This window comes from Paenibacillus gallinarum (assembly GCF_014836635.1).
Taxonomy (GTDB): domain Bacteria; phylum Bacillota; class Bacilli; order Paenibacillales; family Paenibacillaceae; genus Paenibacillus; species Paenibacillus gallinarum.
In genome coordinates this window covers 1-17,217 of the sequence record NZ_JACSQL010000009.1, presented here as the reverse complement: position 1 = coordinate 17,217, position 17,217 = coordinate 1, and the positions used below count along the sequence as shown (strand labels likewise).

General features: G+C 40.8%; 13 protein-coding genes. 11 read left to right on the top strand and 2 right to left on the bottom strand.

The annotated features are described in order from the left end of the window. Positions 1-30 precede the first annotated feature (30 nt). Positions 31-165 carry a 50S ribosomal protein L34 gene (rpmH, locus tag H9647_RS17485; RefSeq protein ID WP_091159838.1) on the bottom strand — a complete coding sequence of 45 codons (135 nt, stop codon included), beginning with the start codon at positions 163-165 and terminating at the stop codon, positions 31-33. 582 nt (positions 166-747) lie between these two features. Here rpmH and H9647_RS17480 point away from each other — a divergent pair. The 9 genes from H9647_RS17480 (at position 748) to gyrB (ending at position 11,741) form a co-directional block, all read left to right on the top strand. Next, positions 748-1,416, top strand: coding sequence for a GntR family transcriptional regulator (locus tag H9647_RS17480; protein ID WP_191802692.1), 669 nt, complete (start codon positions 748-750; stop codon positions 1,414-1,416). 193 nt (positions 1,417-1,609) lie between these two features. After that, positions 1,610-2,971: a GntP family permease gene (locus H9647_RS17475; protein WP_191802357.1), complete on the top strand. Its 1,362-nt coding sequence runs from the start codon at positions 1,610-1,612 to the stop codon at positions 2,969-2,971. Between the two features lie 56 nt (positions 2,972-3,027). Beyond that, positions 3,028-4,575 carry a gluconokinase gene (gene gntK / locus H9647_RS17470; protein WP_191802355.1) on the top strand — a complete coding sequence of 516 codons (1,548 nt, stop codon included), beginning with the start codon at positions 3,028-3,030 and terminating at the stop codon, positions 4,573-4,575. Positions 4,576-5,170: 595 nt separating this feature from the next. Next, complete coding sequence (gene dnaA, locus H9647_RS17465) at positions 5,171-6,517, top strand: chromosomal replication initiator protein DnaA (RefSeq protein ID WP_191802353.1); 1,347 nt, start codon at positions 5,171-5,173, stop codon at positions 6,515-6,517. Positions 6,518-6,852: 335 nt separating this feature from the next. Beyond that, complete coding sequence (dnaN, locus tag H9647_RS17460; protein WP_191802350.1) at positions 6,853-7,995, top strand: DNA polymerase III subunit beta; 1,143 nt, start codon at positions 6,853-6,855, stop codon at positions 7,993-7,995. 33 nt (positions 7,996-8,028) lie between these two features. Next, positions 8,029-8,247, top strand: coding sequence for a S4 domain-containing protein YaaA (gene yaaA / locus H9647_RS17455; RefSeq protein ID WP_318245333.1), 219 nt, complete (start codon positions 8,029-8,031; stop codon positions 8,245-8,247). 66 nt (positions 8,248-8,313) lie between these two features. Then, positions 8,314-9,426: a DNA replication/repair protein RecF gene (gene recF, locus H9647_RS17450; protein ID WP_191802348.1), complete on the top strand. Its 1,113-nt coding sequence runs from the start codon at positions 8,314-8,316 to the stop codon at positions 9,424-9,426. Between the two features lie 15 nt (positions 9,427-9,441). After that, entirely contained in the window at positions 9,442-9,690 is a 249-nt protein-coding gene (gene remB / locus H9647_RS17445; protein ID WP_191802346.1) for an extracellular matrix regulator RemB, read from the top strand. Between the two features lie 140 nt (positions 9,691-9,830). Beyond that, the gene (gene gyrB / locus H9647_RS17440; protein WP_191802344.1) at positions 9,831-11,741 is read left to right on the top strand and encodes a DNA topoisomerase (ATP-hydrolyzing) subunit B; all 1,911 of its coding nucleotides are present in this window, start codon (positions 9,831-9,833) and stop codon (positions 11,739-11,741) included. A gap of 42 nt (positions 11,742-11,783) precedes the next feature. On the opposite strand, the gene H9647_RS17435 is transcribed toward gyrB, so the two are convergent. Further along, the gene (locus tag H9647_RS17435; RefSeq protein ID WP_191802342.1) at positions 11,784-12,611 is read right to left on the bottom strand and encodes a YheC/YheD family protein; all 828 of its coding nucleotides are present in this window, start codon (positions 12,609-12,611) and stop codon (positions 11,784-11,786) included. A 405-nt stretch (positions 12,612-13,016) separates the two neighbouring features. Here H9647_RS17435 and gyrA point away from each other — a divergent pair, with 405 nt between their 5' ends. Both gyrA and H9647_RS17425 read left to right on the top strand, forming a co-directional pair. Next, entirely contained in the window at positions 13,017-15,599 is a 2,583-nt protein-coding gene (gyrA, locus tag H9647_RS17430) for a DNA gyrase subunit A (protein ID WP_191802340.1), read from the top strand. A gap of 159 nt (positions 15,600-15,758) precedes the next feature. Next, a complete protein-coding gene (locus H9647_RS17425) occupies positions 15,759-16,871 on the top strand; it encodes an HD-GYP domain-containing protein (protein WP_191802338.1) in 1,113 nt (370 codons plus the stop codon). The last annotated feature ends 346 nt before the right edge of the window (positions 16,872-17,217 follow it).

The following is a 17,217-nucleotide window of genomic DNA, read 5'->3' as shown; positions in this document are numbered from 1 at the left end:
AAGACCACCGTAGTGGTCTTCATGCACGCATTACGCACTGAGTACTTTTCTGCCTTTAAGACGGCGGGCTGCCAGAACTTTACGGCCGTTTTTCGTGCTCATTCTTTTCCGGAAACCATGGTTCTTCTTACGTTTGCTAACATTCGGTCTAAATGTTGGTCTCATGTATTGCACCCCCTTAAAAGGAATCCTGTACAGATTGAACTACCTAGTAGTACATATAAACTGTTTATTTGCATAGCGCAATCTATAACGATATCTTAATTTAATCATTTTCATCAACACAGAAAATGCCTTTATATATTTAACCATGTACAAGTCAAAAAGTCAACTGAACTACATTATATCCCAATTTCATATCTTTTGATTCATTTGTCCACATTTTTAATAAATTGATGCTCTTCTACGAGTTATACACATGTGGATAGCGAATTAAATTCTTTTTATATTTTCTCTTCTACTATATAACTGAGTTTAACATCCAGTAAAAATCTGATTCTTCTATTTTATAAAAGTGTTTCAATTTGTTCCTTATGTTTATATGTATATAGCTATACATGGACATCGGCTAGAAGTATTTCTCTATTCAACCGTTTACAAAATGTTCACAGTTGAGGTACGATAGTTGTAACAATAACTTGTATACAAGTATACACGGATGAAGTTTTCCTCATTTATTGCCGACTAACACTATCGTTCGTTATCATGAAGATAAAGAGTGTAGTGTATGAATAGGAGAGTTATATGATGCGTTATCCTTCTGCTTGGCTGCAAGGCAGTTCTTTAGGGGAGTTAATTGTAAGCGATTTACGTTTACAAATTATTGATGGTACGATCCCAAAGGGAGAAATCTTATCCGAGAATAAAATAGCTGCTCAGTTTAACAGCAGTCGTTCCCCCGTAAGAGAAGCTTTTAAAGCGCTTTCAAATGAGGGTTTAATTAGCTTAGAGCGGATGGGTGCCGTCGTTCTTGGACTTAGCTCAAAAGATAAGGACGAGCTTTATGATGTAAGGTATCTAATTGAAAGTTTCGTTCAAGAGAATTTGGCCAAGCAACTGCCTTATGATCTGTTAACAAAACTACAGCAAATCATCGATAAGATGGAACTTTCAATGAGACATTCGGACTTTATTGAATTTGCTTATCTCGATTTCCAGTTCCATGAGACGATTATTATCGAAGCAAATCATACTCGAATTCTACATCTTTGGAAAAGTATTCGGCAGATTATTATGACGTTACTTTTACTTACAACCGAAGAGATTTTCTCCCATGGCGAAGAACGTATCCAAGCTGTCATTGAAAAGCACCATAAGTTAATGAAAGGTCTGGCATCTAAGGATCCCGAGATCGTAGCGAATGAGGTAAGAATCTACTTTTCAGATTCACGGCAAACACTTCATAAAACTTTTTAAACCATGGCGTTTTTTAATGTAGTTTATATCCAAGAGATAGGTGCAAAATATGTGCTTTTTCTCTCCTGAAAGTTGTCGACAAGTATACAAATTGGAGATTTACCGAAAGACAGTTGTTCTTGTAAGCGTATTTATTTTCTGAATAGAGGTTTCCCCCTCTACATATATCACAACAAAAAGGAGAACATTCATCATGGAAAGTATCTTTGGCCTTAGTCATACAGCAACAATGCTGGTTTGGACTCTTCTCACTATCGTATTTTTAGTTATACTTATTTCCAAATACAGATGGAATCCGTTTGTATCACTCCTGATTGCCGCATTAATTTTGGGTCTACTCACAGGCATGAATACGGAGGATGTTGTAACATCCATTACAAGCGGAGTTGGCGGAACACTCGGCACGATTGCAATCGTTATTGGGCTGGGTACAATGCTAGGTAAAATGATGGCAGAGTCTGGCGGGGCAGAACGAATTGCCACTACTCTCGTTGACCGTTTTGGATTGAAACGGGTCCACTGGGCCATGATGATTGTTGGTTTTATTGTTGGTATTCCTGTATTTTTTGAAGTTGGTCTGATTCTTCTTATCCCAATTGTATTCACGGTAGCAAGAAAAACAGGTTTATCTATCCTGAAAATCGGAATCCCAATTTTGGCGGGTCTTTCTACTGTGCATGGACTTGTTCCTCCTCACCCTGCACCTATGATTGCTATTGAGGCATTCGGTGCTAACTTAGGTCAAACCATTATGTATTCTCTCTTAGTGGGACTGCCAACTGCAGCTATTGCTGGTCCTGTATTTGCTAACTTTATTAGCAAGAGAGTCGATGTAGCGCCGCCAACTGAACTTGCAGAACAATTTTCATTAAAAAGCGAACGCGAACTACCTGGTTTCGGTATTACATTGCTTACTATTTTACTGCCTGTTATCCTTATGCTGGCTGGATCAATCGCACTAATTGTAGATCCGGAAGGTGTTAATGGTTTCTCTCATTTTCTAGAGTTTATTGGTAATGAGGTTATCGCCCTTCTTATTTCTGTCGTATTTGCTCTCTTTTCTCTTGGGTTTGCTCGGGGATTTAATAAAAGTGAAATTTCCAAGTTCACAAGTGAATGTCTTGCACCGACTGCAAGTATTATTCTGATCATCGGTGCCGGCGGTGCTTTTAAACAAGTACTTATTAATAGTGGTGTCGGTGCAGCCATTGCAGAACTCGCTACAAGTATGAATATCAATATTATATTATTCGCTTGGCTTGTTGCCGCTCTAATTCGTGTAGCAACAGGATCAGCTACTGTCGCGATGACAACTGCTGCCGGTATTGTTGCTCCTGTCCTCGCACTTTCACCAGGTGCAAGTGTAGAACTTGTGGTTCTTGCAACCGGAGCAGGATCTGTTTTCCTTTCCCATGTGAATGATGCGGGATTCTGGATGATTAAAGAATTTTTCAATATGACGGTGCCTCAAACTCTCAAGACATGGTCTGTCATGGAAAGTTTACTTTCTGTCGTCGCGCTTGTCCTAATTTTATTGCTAAGTATCGTTATTTAATTGCTACACTTACCTTTATCTAAAGGTAACAGCTTATAGAAAGAAGGCTTCCAAATATGAAATCCTATATGATCGGCATTGATATTGGAACGACAAGTACGAAAGCAGTGCTTTTTGAGAAAAATGGAATGGTCGTAGCAAAGGCGAGTGAAGAGTACCCTCTTCTCACGCCTGTTCCTGATTCGGCTGTTCAGAATCCAGATGAAATCATGTCTGCTGTAATCCATACGGTCAAAGCGGTGATGTCAGAAAGCGGGATCTTACCAGAGCAGGTTTTGTTCGCCTCTTTTAGCTCTGCTATGCACAGCCTAATTGCTATGGATGCAAGCGGACTTCCTCTGACACCATGTATTACATGGGCAGATAATCGAAGTAATGTTTGGGCACGGAGATTAAAAGAAGAACAAAATGGACATGAAATATATCGCAGAACAGGAACACCAATTCATCCTATGTCTCCTTTATCTAAGCTCATCTGGCTAAGAAATGACCAAAAAAATATTTTTGATCAAGCAGCCAAATTCATATCGATTCGGGAATATGTCACTTTAAGACTGTTCAATCAATATGTTGTAGACCATTCTATTGCTTCCGCTACCGGACTGTTTAATTTGCAGCAGCTAGATTGGGATCAAGAAGCACTTGAAGTAGCCGGCATAACTCCAGAACAATTATCTCAGCTTGTTCCCACTACACATGTGCTGACAGGAATTGATCCTTATTATGCAAAAGAGATGGGGCTAAACCCTTCTACCCCATTTGTTGTAGGGGCAAGTGATGGAGTACTTTCCAATCTAGGTGTAGGGGCAATCCACCCGGGAGAAGTTGCTGCTACGATCGGTACAAGCGGTGCGATCCGTACGGTTGTAGATAAGCCGGTTACAGATGTAAAGGGCCGTACCTTCTGCTATGCCTTAACTGAGAATCACTGGGTTGTTGGAGGACCCGTGAATAACGGGGGGATGATCTTCCGTTGGGTACGTGATGAAATGGCAGCGTCAGAAGTAGAAACGGCGAAAAGACTCGGAATCAGCTCCTATGATGTACTCACCCGTATTGCTGAGCGAGTAGCTCCAGGAGCAGACGGACTCCTTTTCCACCCCTATTTATCAGGTGAAAGAGCTCCCCTGTGGAATCCAGATGCAAAAGGATCTTTCTTCGGTCTTACGCTGCAACATAAAAAAGAACACATGATTCGCGCTGTATTAGAAGGTGTTATTTTCAATCTGTATACCGTTCTGCTTGCCATGAAAGAACAAATGGGACAACCAAGCCGAATTTTAGCCACTGGTGGATTTGCTCGTTCTCCGCTTTGGCGGCAAATGATGGCCGATATTTTTGATCAGGAAGTGGTTGTGCCCGAGAGCTTCGAAAGCTCTTGTCTAGGTGCGGTGGTACTTGGACTATATGCAACAGGTCATGCAGATTCCCTAGAAGTTGTTTCGAGCATGGTTGGAACAACACATGCGCATTCTCCTAACCAAGATCAAGTCGACATCTATCAAGAGCTGCTTCCGATTTTTATCCGCATCTCTCGTAAGCTTTCAGAAGAGTATGAAGACCTGGCCAAGTTTCAGCGTAAATACATCTCTACTACCAGGTAAGTTCTCCTTTATTTATAGAAAAATCGAAGAGCCGGTCATTTTGACCGGCTTTTTTTGGTCTGTTCATAAATAAATCAGCTCCACGATTATTGTTGCTAATTAAGATCAACTTTTCCCTCATTTACAATCACATTTATTACGTTTTTCAGTTATCCACAGAAAAAAGAAGTCTCACGCGATTCTCAATCTTCCCTCTTATCCAACATCAACTGATAATTCATAAGTATAACCTGTGAATAAATGATTTCAGATTTTTAGTGTTCTTGTCGAAAACTAAACAATTTATAAACAATATGTAGTGTTGTGATTAAAAATTATACACAAGTTATTGAATTTGTGGATAAAATCCTGAGATACGTTGAAATATAAGACTTCTTTTGCTATGATTATATTGCTTTTGGATGTGAATAGTTGTTTCAATCCATAATATTATCAACAGCCTGTGGATAAAGTTGTGAACAATTTTCCGTTGTTCCTTCTTTTTTTGTTTAGCGTCCTATGGACATTGGGGATAAATTCTACAATATAAATTTTTTTTCGACATTCCACTCATGGCACTGGGCCACATTTGGAAGATTAAAAGGAGTGACAGTCTGTGGACAGCCATACTTCCGAATTATGGCAGCAAATACTATCGATTATACAAACGAAGCTAAGCAAGCCTAGCTACGACACTTGGTTTAAAGCAACGAAGGCAACGAAACTGACTGACCGAACTATTGTTATTTCAGCGCCAACCACCTTTGCCGTAGAATGGCTGGAAAGCCGCTATACGAAACTTGTCGGTTCGACTGTATACGAACTGCTCGGAAAGCAAGTGGACGTAAAATTTGTTATAGAAGAAGACAAGACGGCTGAGCCGGATCCGCAGCAAGTATTCACTCCTCCTCCTGTAACTCATGAGGAAGCTGTGTCTCACATGCTTAATCCGAAGTACACTTTTGACACGTTTGTCATTGGCCCTGGCAATAGGTTTGCACACGCAGCCTCACTTGCCGTAGCAGAAGCACCGGCCAAAGCGTACAATCCTCTCTTCCTATATGGTGGAGTTGGACTCGGCAAGACACACCTCATGCATGCCATTGGGCACTACATTTTGGAGCACAACCCCAGTAGTAAGGTTGTTTACCTCTCCTCGGAGAAATTCACGAATGAATTCATTAATTCCATCCGCGATAACCGTGGTGAGAATTTTCGGAATAAATACCGTAACGTAGACATATTGCTGATCGATGATATTCAGTTTTTAGCTGGGAAAGAATCAACACAAGAAGAGTTTTTCCATACGTTCAATGCACTGCATGAAGAACGTAAGCAAATCATTATTTCAAGTGACCGGCCTCCAAAAGAGATCCCAACACTCGAAGAACGATTGCGTTCAAGATTTGAATGGGGACTTATTACGGATATTCAGCCTCCGGATTTGGAGACAAGAATCGCTATTTTACGCAAAAAGGCGAGAGCAGAAAACCTGGATATTCCAAACGAAGCAATGATGTATATTGCGAATCAAATTGATACAAACATTAGAGAACTTGAAGGAGCACTAATACGTGTGGTAGCCTACTCTTCTCTAACTAATCAAGATGTCACAACCCATTTAGCTGCAGAAGCTCTAAAGGACATCATTCCGTCAAGTCGGCCTAAAATTATTACGATTCAAGATATTCAGCAGAAAGTTGGAGAATACTACAACTTGAAGATGGAGGATTTTAAGGCGAGAAAACGGACAAAGGCGGTTGCTTATCCAAGACAGATTGCCATGTACCTTTCAAGAGAACTGACAGATTATTCTTTACCGAAGATCGGAGAGGCATTTGGGGGAAGAGACCATACTACGGTCATCCATGCTCACGAGAAGATTTCGCAGCTCATTAAAACGGATCAAGAACTCTTTAAAGTTATCAACAGCATTATCGAAAAAGTTAAAAACCCAACTTGAACAAGTACAAAGCCTATGCACAATCTGTACACATGTGGATAGGCTTAATTTTATGTCGTTTAAGGCACTTATCCACATATTCAGTGCCCCTATTACTATTACTACTCTTTTTTAAAAGATTACTACACCAATAAACTAAGCTTTCAGCTCAACAATTTGAACTGCAAAAAAGCTTAGTTTCAAGGTCTCTATTTTTTAAAAACGGATTAATTAATTTATGCGGGTATAGATTTTTTTATAACCAACTTTTTAACTTTGAATCATTTAATCACCACAAGTTCCAGGACTTCAAACCTCTCTTCAAAAAGAGAATTCATTTTCCAAGGAGTGTAATTATGAAAATCAGCATAATGAAAAGTTATCTGAATGATGCCATTCAGCAAGTATCTAAAGCGATCTCTAGCAGAACAACAATTCCGATCCTCAGCGGTATTAAGTTTGACGTTAACTATCAAGGCGTTACACTTACGGCAAGTGATACTGATATTTCAATTCAGTCCTTTATCCCTCTTGAGGAAGATGGAAAAAACGTAGTTTCTGTCGAACAAGCAGGAAGTGTTGTTTTACCAGCTAAGTTTTTTGTCGAAATTATTAAGAAGCTGCCTTCTCAAGAAGTCAAAATGGAAGTGAAAGAAAACTTCAACACTTATATCGCTGCTGGAGCAACAGAAATTCAGCTGGTCGGCCTTGATCCAGAAGAATTCCCAGTACTCCCGAGCATTGAAGAGAACCAAACGGTCTCTATTCCTGGAGATTTACTTAAAAATATGATTAAACAAACGGTGTTCTCTATCTCGACTCACGAAACTACGCCTATTTTGACAGGGGTTCTTTGGAGTCTTGCTGATAATGAATTCAAATTTGTGGCAACAGATCGTCACCGTCTAGCTACACGCTCCGCTCACATCGAAGGAGCTGACGAGATTAAATTCCACAACGTGGTCATCTCGGGTAAAACGCTGAATGAACTCAGTAAAATCGTGCCTGATCAAAATACACTCGTCGATATTGTCGTAGCTGATAATCAAGTCTTGTTCAAAATCGACCGTGTATTATTCTACACTCGTATCCTGGATGGAACTTATCCCGATACTTCTAGAATTATTCCAACCACGTTTAAAACAGAACTGGTTTTGAATACAAAAAAATTAAGCGAATCGATTGACCGGGCTTATTTGCTGTCTCGTGAGGAAAAAACCAATATTGTCCGCATGCAGACACTTGAAAGCGGGGATATTGAGATTTCGTCCAGTTCATCTGAACTTGGTAAGGTACGTGAGGAACTAGAGCTCAAAGAATTTAACGGGGAACCTCTGAAAATTTCTTTCAACTCCAAATATATGCTGGATGTTCTTAAGGTCGTTGAAAGTGAGGAACTGATGATTTCCTTTACAGGAGTTATGAGTCCGATTATTCTGAAACCTATAGACAACAGCAATAGTCTTTATGTTATTTTGCCTTACCGTACAACCAATTAAGGCAAAAGTTATGCACATGAGAGGAAGTTTATCGTGAAAAAAATAGTTATCCACAGTGAATATATTAAGCTCGACCAGTTTCTTAAGCTGTCTGAATGTGTACCCACAGGCGGTATGGCAAAAGCACTTCTTCAAGATCAAGCGATCAAAGTGAATGGTGAAATTGAAGAACGTCGCGGTCGCAAGCTTTACCCTGGAGATCAGATTGAAGTTGAAGGGTCAGGCTCATTCGAGGTAGAAGCAAAGGCATAGGCAGCAGTAGGATGTGAACACCCGCTGCTTCCTCAAAGGGGCGAGGGGCAAGGGAGGAAATAGAGCGTGTTTGTGACTGATATCGAACTAAAACAATTCCGTAACTATGAGTATTTGAAACTAGACTCTTTTGGTCCAGTCAATCTCATCATAGGACAAAACGCGCAGGGGAAGACAAATCTTGTTGAAGCCATTTATGCACTGGCTCTTACGAAAAGTCACCGTACATCGAAAGATAAGGAATTAATTCGCTTTGAGTCTGGCAGTGCAAACATTCGTGCACATGTGGATAAAAAGTATGGCAAGATTCAGCTTGAACTTGCTCTTTCCCAACAAGGGAAGAAAGCGAAGATTAACGGACTAGAGCAGCGAAAGCTAAGTGATTTTGTTGGAAGTTTGAATGTGGTTATGTTTGCACCAGAAGATCTCGAAATTGTAAAAGGGACACCGGGGGTTCGCCGCCGGTTCCTTGACATGGAGATAGGTCAGGTTGCTCCGGGATACATTTATCATCTTCAGCAGTATCAGAAAATTCTTGTTCAGCGTAATAATTTGCTCAAGCAATTATATGGCGCAGGCGAGTCGCAGCAAGTAATGCTGGCCGTATGGAATGATCAGCTTGCAGAACACGGTGTTAAAATCGTCAAAAAAAGGAAACAATTCATAAAGAAGCTGCAAAAGTGGGCGGAAACGATTCACGAGGGGATCACTGGGGGGAAGGAAAAGCTTGAACTTGCCTATGTCCCCTCCTTTGCAGACCCTATGGAAGAAGATGAAGCTGTCTTATTAGATCGGTTTATGATAAAATTATCACAAACGAAGGATCAGGAGATTCGGCGGGGGATGTCCCTTACCGGACCACACCGGGATGACTTATCCTTCTTCATCAACGGACGTGAAGTACAAACCTATGGCTCGCAGGGACAGCAGCGAACAACTGCATTATCCCTAAAGCTTGCAGAGATTGAACTGATCCGGGAAGAAATAGGGGAGTATCCTGTTTTGCTTCTGGATGATGTGCTTTCTGAACTGGATCCGTATCGTCAGACCCAGCTCATCGAAACATTTCAGAGCAAGGTGCAGACCTTCATTACCGCAACAGGCATAGAGACACTCAACACTAGCAAACTGAAGGATGCATACATCTATCAAGTTGACGCTGGTCATGTGGAACGTTAAGGAGAGGATCGGACAATGTATATTCACCTGGGCGGTGACAAGATTATCCGCTCTTCTGAACTCGTAGCCATTTTTGATATCTCTATCGAGAAATCTTCGAAGATTTCCAAACAGTATGTTACGTACGCAAAACAGGAGAAGAACATCGAACAGATTGGTGAAGAGGAAGCCAAATCGATTGTTGTAACGAAAAGCACGGTTTACTATTCTCCAATATCCTCTGCTACACTCAAAAAAAGAGCGAACGTATTATCTGAAATATAAAAGCAATTATCACGAGTATCGTCACCTTGCTAACCGTTAGTAAGGAGGCGGTACTTTTATATCGCAGTCAGTTTTTTTATTTTATACACTCATATAGCATCACTTGGATACACTCTAATCTTGAGAAGTAGGTGAAAGGCATGTCTATGAATCAACCGGCATACGATGCAGATGAGATTCAGGTCCTTGAGGGACTTGAAGCTGTCAGAAAACGTCCAGGGATGTATATCGGCTCTACCAGCGCAAGAGGCTTGCATCACCTCGTGTGGGAAGTCGTGGACAATAGTATCGACGAAGCACTAGCGGGTTATTGCGATCAGATTGATGTTACCATTCATGAAGATAACAGCATTACCGTTGTTGATAATGGGCGGGGAATTCCCGTAAGCGAACAGGCCAAAATGAAAAAGTCAGCGCTTGAGGTCGTAATGACCGTACTTCATGCTGGCGGTAAATTTGGCGGCGGAGGATACAAAGTATCGGGCGGTCTTCACGGGGTAGGTATTTCTGTCGTGAACGCATTGTCGAGTAAAGTAGTGGTTACCGTAAAAAGAGATGGGCACGTCTACAGACAAGAATATCAACGAGGTGTTCCTCAGTATGACGTTAAGGTAATTGGAGATACAGAAGAAACAGGAACGACGACAACCTTCTATCCTGATAGTGAAATTTTTACAGAAACGACGGAATATGATTACAATACGCTACTTACTCGGATTCGTGAACTTGCATTTCTTAACAAAGGAATCGGGCTTCGAATTACCGATGAACGTACAGGAGTTTCTAACTCTTTTCATTACGAAGGCGGAATTAAAGAATATGTTCAATACCTGAACAGTAAAAGAGAAGTACTCCATGAGCAGCCGATTTATGTAGAAGGACAGAGAGAAAGTATCCAGGTGGAAGTAGCATTGCAGTACAATGACAGCTACGCTGAGAACATCTACTCTTTTGCCAATAACATTAATACACATGAAGGCGGTACTCATGAGTCTGGTTTTAAGAGTGCCCTAACACGTGTAGTCAACGATTATGCTCGGAAGACAGGTATTATTAAGGACAACAACAGCAATCTTACTGGTGATGATGTACGTGAGGGACTCACAGCAATCATCTCGGTTAAGATTCCTGAACCTCAGTTTGAAGGACAGACCAAAACGAAACTTGGAAATAGTGAAGTTCGCGGTATAGTCGAATCCTTGTTTGCAGAAAAACTGCAGGAGTTCCTGATTGAGAATCCTTCCACTTCCCGCCGCGTTCTAGATAAAGCGCTCCAAGCATCCCGAGCACGTGAAGCGGCCCGGAAAGCAAGAGAGATGACTCGCCGTAAAAGCGTACTAGAAGTAAGCTCTTTGCCAGGTAAACTGGCTGACTGCTCTTCCAAAGATGCTTCTATCAGCGAACTCTATATTGTAGAGGGTGACTCTGCGGGTGGATCTGCCAAACAGGGGCGTGATCGTCACTTCCAGGCGATTTTACCACTGCGTGGTAAGATTCTAAACGTAGAGAAAGCAAGACTTGATCGTATTTTGTCTAATGCAGAGATTCGCGCTATGATCACTGCTCTTGGAACAGGGATTGGCGACGATTTTGATATTGAAAAAGCACGTTATCACAAAGTCATTATTATGACAGATGCTGATGTCGATGGTGCTCATATTCGTACGCTCTTGCTGACTTTCTTTTACCGCTATATGCGTAAAATTATCGAAGCAGGATACGTATATATCGCTCAGCCGCCGCTTTTCAAAGTGGAGCGAAATAAAACGGTCCGTTATGCAGGTTCAGAAGCAGAACGTGATGCCATTATTCGTGAGTTCGGCGAAAATGCGAAAGTTAACGTGCAACGTTATAAAGGTCTTGGAGAGATGAATGCAACACAGCTTTGGGAAACGACAATGGATCCAGAAAGCCGTTCGATGTTAAAGGTTTCCATTGGCGATGCTATGTTAGCTGATACGATGTTTGACACCCTTATGGGGGATAATGTTGAACCACGTCGTGAATTTATCCAAGAAAATGCTAGATACGTTAAAAACCTTGATGTATAGCATCAAAATAAAAAGAGGCCAGTTTGGCCTCTTTTTTAATATCTATTTTGTTGTTTTTGATTTGGAGGCAGGCTTAAGTCTGCCATAGGCAATGGCGTACTTTTTAATTTTACGATAGATGCTTTTATCGGGTAGATAACCAAACACATATAGACCTGGAGAAGTATTCACTTCAAGAATCCATGGTTTAACTTGACCATCAAGTGCAATATCTAGTCCAATTTCTTTAATGCGAGGATAGTTCTTTTCCATACATTTTGCTGTACGTACCCCTAGCACAAAAAGTTCCTTTTTCAAATTGGCAGTCTGAGCTTTGGTAAGATAGGGCTTCATTAGCTGCTCAAAAGATACGATGCGTCCCCCGCCATTGATATTGGTTATAATTTTTCCTTTTGCAGCTACTTTACCTATTATTCCTGTAGCTTCCCAATTGCCGCTCAAATTACGCTGAATCATCACTCGTAAGTCAAAGGGGCGTTGCTGATATTTCAGGAGGGGGATTCCTCTTTGAACAAGATAAGATTTTCCCTGGGTGCGTTTAAGTATTGCTTTATGCAGGTCAGAAATAGAGTAGTATAGCTCTTTCTTTTTTACATAATGAAGTTTATACGTTGCCTTGGTCACATCTTCACTGCTTGACTCATCTGTGTTGTTTGTAGCTGCAGATGATGAAGTATATTCAATCCTCATAATTCCTTTTCCATGGGTACCCTGTTCTGGCTTAACATAAACTGTTCGGTAGATCTGGCACATCTGTTCTAATGCAGTAAGACTATATTTTCTAGTTTCAGGATGGAAGGGGGCAATATATTTATCTTTCAGAAGCACTTTCATCTTTTTCCACTTACTCGAGACTTTCTGTATACTCACAAAAACACTCCTCTACTGTGAACACTCCGTTCTTTTTCACATTCACATAAAATTGATTTACACGTTAGAGAACTGAGGGAAATCCATAGGACAACGACTTAAAACAGTGGTATAATAGAGGAATATGACGATTCCTGTGGACTCAGGTGAAATCCTGTAGGAAATGGTGGCATCTGCATTAATACAATGTATTCCTTAGCTGTGAAATAGGAAGGGCACTTCCCTAGGAACGGCATGGATATATAGAAATAGAGCAGGTTTAATAATGCTCTTTTTGTAAAGGCTTATGTAATAGGATAGATGTCGATTTAGAAGTACTACAGTCGTGTTAGGCTATAGTTATATAAAGATTAAACGTAAGACAGCTTAACAATGTGGTTTTGATAGACTAGAAGGAGGTCCAGCATGGCGGATCAAAATAACTCGCAAATTAAAGACCGTGATATAGGCGTGGAGATGCGTGAGTCCTTTATGGACTATGCGATGAGTATCATCGTCAGCCGTGCTTTGCCTGATGTTAGGGACGGGCTAAAACCTGTTCACAGACGTATTTTGTTTGCAATGTCAGAGCTAGGCATGGCACCGGATAAACCTTATAAGAAATCTGCAAGAATCGTCGGTGAGGTTATCGGTAAGTACCATCCTCATGGTGACTCTGCTGTATATGAAACAATGGTACGGATGGCTCAAGATTTTTCACTGCGTTATATGCTCGTTGATGGACACGGTAACTTCGGTTCCATTGATGGAGATATGGCGGCGGCTATGCGTTACACGGAAGCACGTCTTTCCAAGATTGCTATGGAAATGCTTCGTGATATCAATAAAGATACCATTGATTTTCAGCCAAACTATGATGGTGAGGAACATGAACCTATCGTACTTCCGGCTAGATATCCGAATCTGCTGGTAAACGGGGTAGGTGGTATAGCCGTAGGTATGGCTACCAATATTCCTCCGCATAATTTGGGTGAGGTTATTGATGGGGTACAAGCTATGATCAAAAATCCAGAGATTACTTCTCTGGAACTGATGGATTATATTCATGGCCCTGACTTCCCGACTGCGGGATATATCCTAGGTAGATCAGGTATCAGACAGGCTTATCAGACAGGCCGTGGTTCTGTCACGATGCGGGCCAAAACAACAATTGAAGAAGTAAATAATAAAGCACGAATTATTGTGCATGAAATTCCTTATCAAGTTAATAAGGCTCGACTTGTAGAAAAAATTGCAGAACTCGTTCGTGACAAAAGAATCGAAGGTATTACAGATCTTCGAGATGAATCTGATCGCAGCGGGATGCGGATTGTTATTGAACTTCGCCGTGATGTAAATCCGAATGTAGTACTGAACAATTTATACAAGCATACTTCCATGCAATCTAATTTTGGTATCAACATGCTGGCTATCGTAAATAACGAGCCGAAAATACTGAATTTGCGCGAAGTGTTGTATCACTACTTGCAGCATCAGATTGTTGTTATTCGCCGCCGTACAGAGTTTGAATTGCGTAAAGCAGAGGCTCGTGCGCATATTCTCGAAGGTCTACGAATCGCTCTTGATCATATCGACGAGATTATTGCACTTATTCGTGCATCGGCAACGACGGATGCAGCAAGAGAAAGCCTGATTAATCGTTTCGAATTAAGCCATGATCAAGCGCAGGCAATTTTGGATATGCGTCTGCAACGACTCACTGGATTGGAACGCGAGAAGATCGAGAATGAATACAATGAGCTTCTAGCTAAAATCACGGAGTTTAAAGAGATTTTGGCGAATGAGCATCTTGTTCTTCAAATCATCAGTGATGAGCTGCAAGAGATTAAGGATCGGTTCGCTGATGAGCGTCGTACCGAAATTACCGTTGGTGAGGAGAGCATTCTTGATGAGGATCTTATTCCTCGTGAAGATGTGATCGTTACAATTACCCATACTGGGTACATCAAACGCTTGCCGGTATCGACTTATCGATCTCAGAGACGTGGAGGACGCGGTGTTGTAGGTATGGATACGAAGGATCAGGATTTTGTTGAGCATCTTTTTGTATCGAACACCCACAACTATCTCATGTTCTTTACGGACAAGGGGAAAGTATACCGACTCAAAGCTTACGAGATCCCTGAATTAGGACGTACAGCAAGAGGAACCCCAATTATTAACCTGATTCAGATCGAACAGGGAGAAACGGTGAATGCCGTTATTGAGGTTGAAGAGTTCGAGAGCGATAAATACCTGTTCTTTGCTACGAAGCAAGGGGTAGTGAAAAAGACACCGCTTGAGGATTATATAAACATACGTAAGGGCGGCCTAATTGCTATTCATCTTCGTGAAGATGACTCGCTTATTGAGGTAAAACTTACGGATGGAAAACAAGAAATGATCTTGGGTACAGCACAAGGGATGTCTATTCACTTCTCTGAGAGCGATGTTCGCTCCATGGGCAGAAGTGCTACTGGCGTGAAGGGGATCACTCTTGATTCCGACGACATGGTTATCGGTATGGATATCATTGATCCAGATCAGGAAGTGCTGATTGTTACGGCTAATGGTTACGGTAAGCGTACACCAGTTGGTGACTATCGTATTCAGACTCGTGGCGGTAAAGGGATCAAGACGATCAATGTTACGGAGAAAAACGGTCCTGTTGTGAGCCTCAAAGTTGTAAAATCAGAAGAGGATCTCATGATTATTACAACCAGCGGTACACTGATTCGAATGAGTATGGAAGGTGTCTCTACAATGGGACGTTATACTCAAGGGGTTAAGTTGATTCATACTCGTGATAATGATTCTGTAGCGACAGTTTGTCGAACAGATAAGTCTGAAGAGAATGATGAAGAAGACGGTGAATTCGACGATGAGGGCAACATTGCTGGAGCAGTTGAAATGTCTGATACAGATACGGATGCAGAAGAGACTGTAACGGATCAAACGGACGTAGACACGAGCAATGTAGAATCAGAAGAGGAATCCGAGGAAGAATAATATAATAAAGAGTCTCCTGCATAGGAGGCTCTTTTTTTTATGTGAAGCAAGCGAGAGGGCGATAATCATCTTCGTAATACCAATATACACACCGATATAAAAGGTATATAATGTAAAAATATTAAAATCCCTAAGTAATAAGAACGGAGCGTTAGTAAAATGGCGTTGATGTCGATTATCGATTTAAAACCAGGAGCTAGATTATTTAAAGATGTTCATACACCTTTAGGGGGGTTGCTGCTTCCCAAAGGAAAAGTAATACTTCCGCGTGATCTAGATATATTACGTGCTTTCCTTATTCAGACGGTAGATATCGATAGTAATCAGACGAAACAAAACAATTCTTCACCAACCCAAGATAGTAAGAAACAAGAGATGGAACAAAAGAAGGAAGAAGACGAGCAGTTTGAACCAATTGTACGCTCTGCTGAACTCACTTCATTTGATGAAGAATACGATAAGATGATAATACTTACAAAAAAAGCTTTTAATGAGGCAGGAACATTTGATATACCAATATTTGAGCTTCGTACCCAGCTAGAAATTTTAATTTTACATATTAAGAAATACCAAGTTCTTTATTTTGTACCTTCTTCTATTAAGAAAGAAGAATATATGTTTCACAATGGAGTACTGACAGCTTTAACATCCTACTTGTTAGCTCAGTGGTGTAAGATGCCATCAAAAGATTGGGTCCAAGTAGCTCTTGCGGGACTGCTGCACAACATAGGTAATAGCAAAATTGATCAATCATTATTAATGAGCCCTAATCTCTTATCTGATTTAGAGGAAGAGGAGGTACGTAAACATACAACATACGGATATAATATTCTCAAACAAGTAAAGGCAATTAATGATGGGGTTAAACTAACTGCCCTGCAGCATCATGAAAAGATAGACGGATCAGGCTATCCACTTAAACTGGTAGGAGAGCAAATTCATATCTATTCCAGGATCGTAGCTGTAGCTGATATCTTTCATGCTATGACTTTGGATAAGCCATATAAAGAATCGCAATCACCTTATTTGGTATTAGAACAAATCTTACTTGAGTCATTTGGTAAGCTGGACCCGAGAATTGTACAGATCTTTATTCGAAAAGCTACACAGTTCCATCAAGGGACGATCGTTCGCTTAAGTGATGGCAGAATAGGTGAAATCATTTTTACAGATCGAGATCATCCAACTCGCCCTATGGTTTCAGTAGAAGGGACGATTGTTAATCTAGTAGCGCAAAGGCAGCTATACATTAAAGAGTTAATACAAAAATAGATCATATAGAAAAACCCTGCTTTCAGTTGTATGAAGGCAGGGTTTTCGAATCTAATAAGAAGTCTAAATAGAATTAAAAGTTTTTACGAAAAAGGACTTGCATAATTAATATCAGCATGGTATATTCTAATTCCGGCCAAGAAGTTAGCCAGTAAGCAAGACACTGGATAACATGCTTCATAAAACGAAGTTAATAAACTTTGAAAAAAAAGCTTGCATTTCTAAACCGGACATGATATGATATAAAAGTTGACGGCGAAAGTTGTTAACGAGATTGATCTTTGAAAACTGAACAACGAGGAGTTTTACGCAAGTAAAACTCATGAGTGAATTAATACAATTTCAA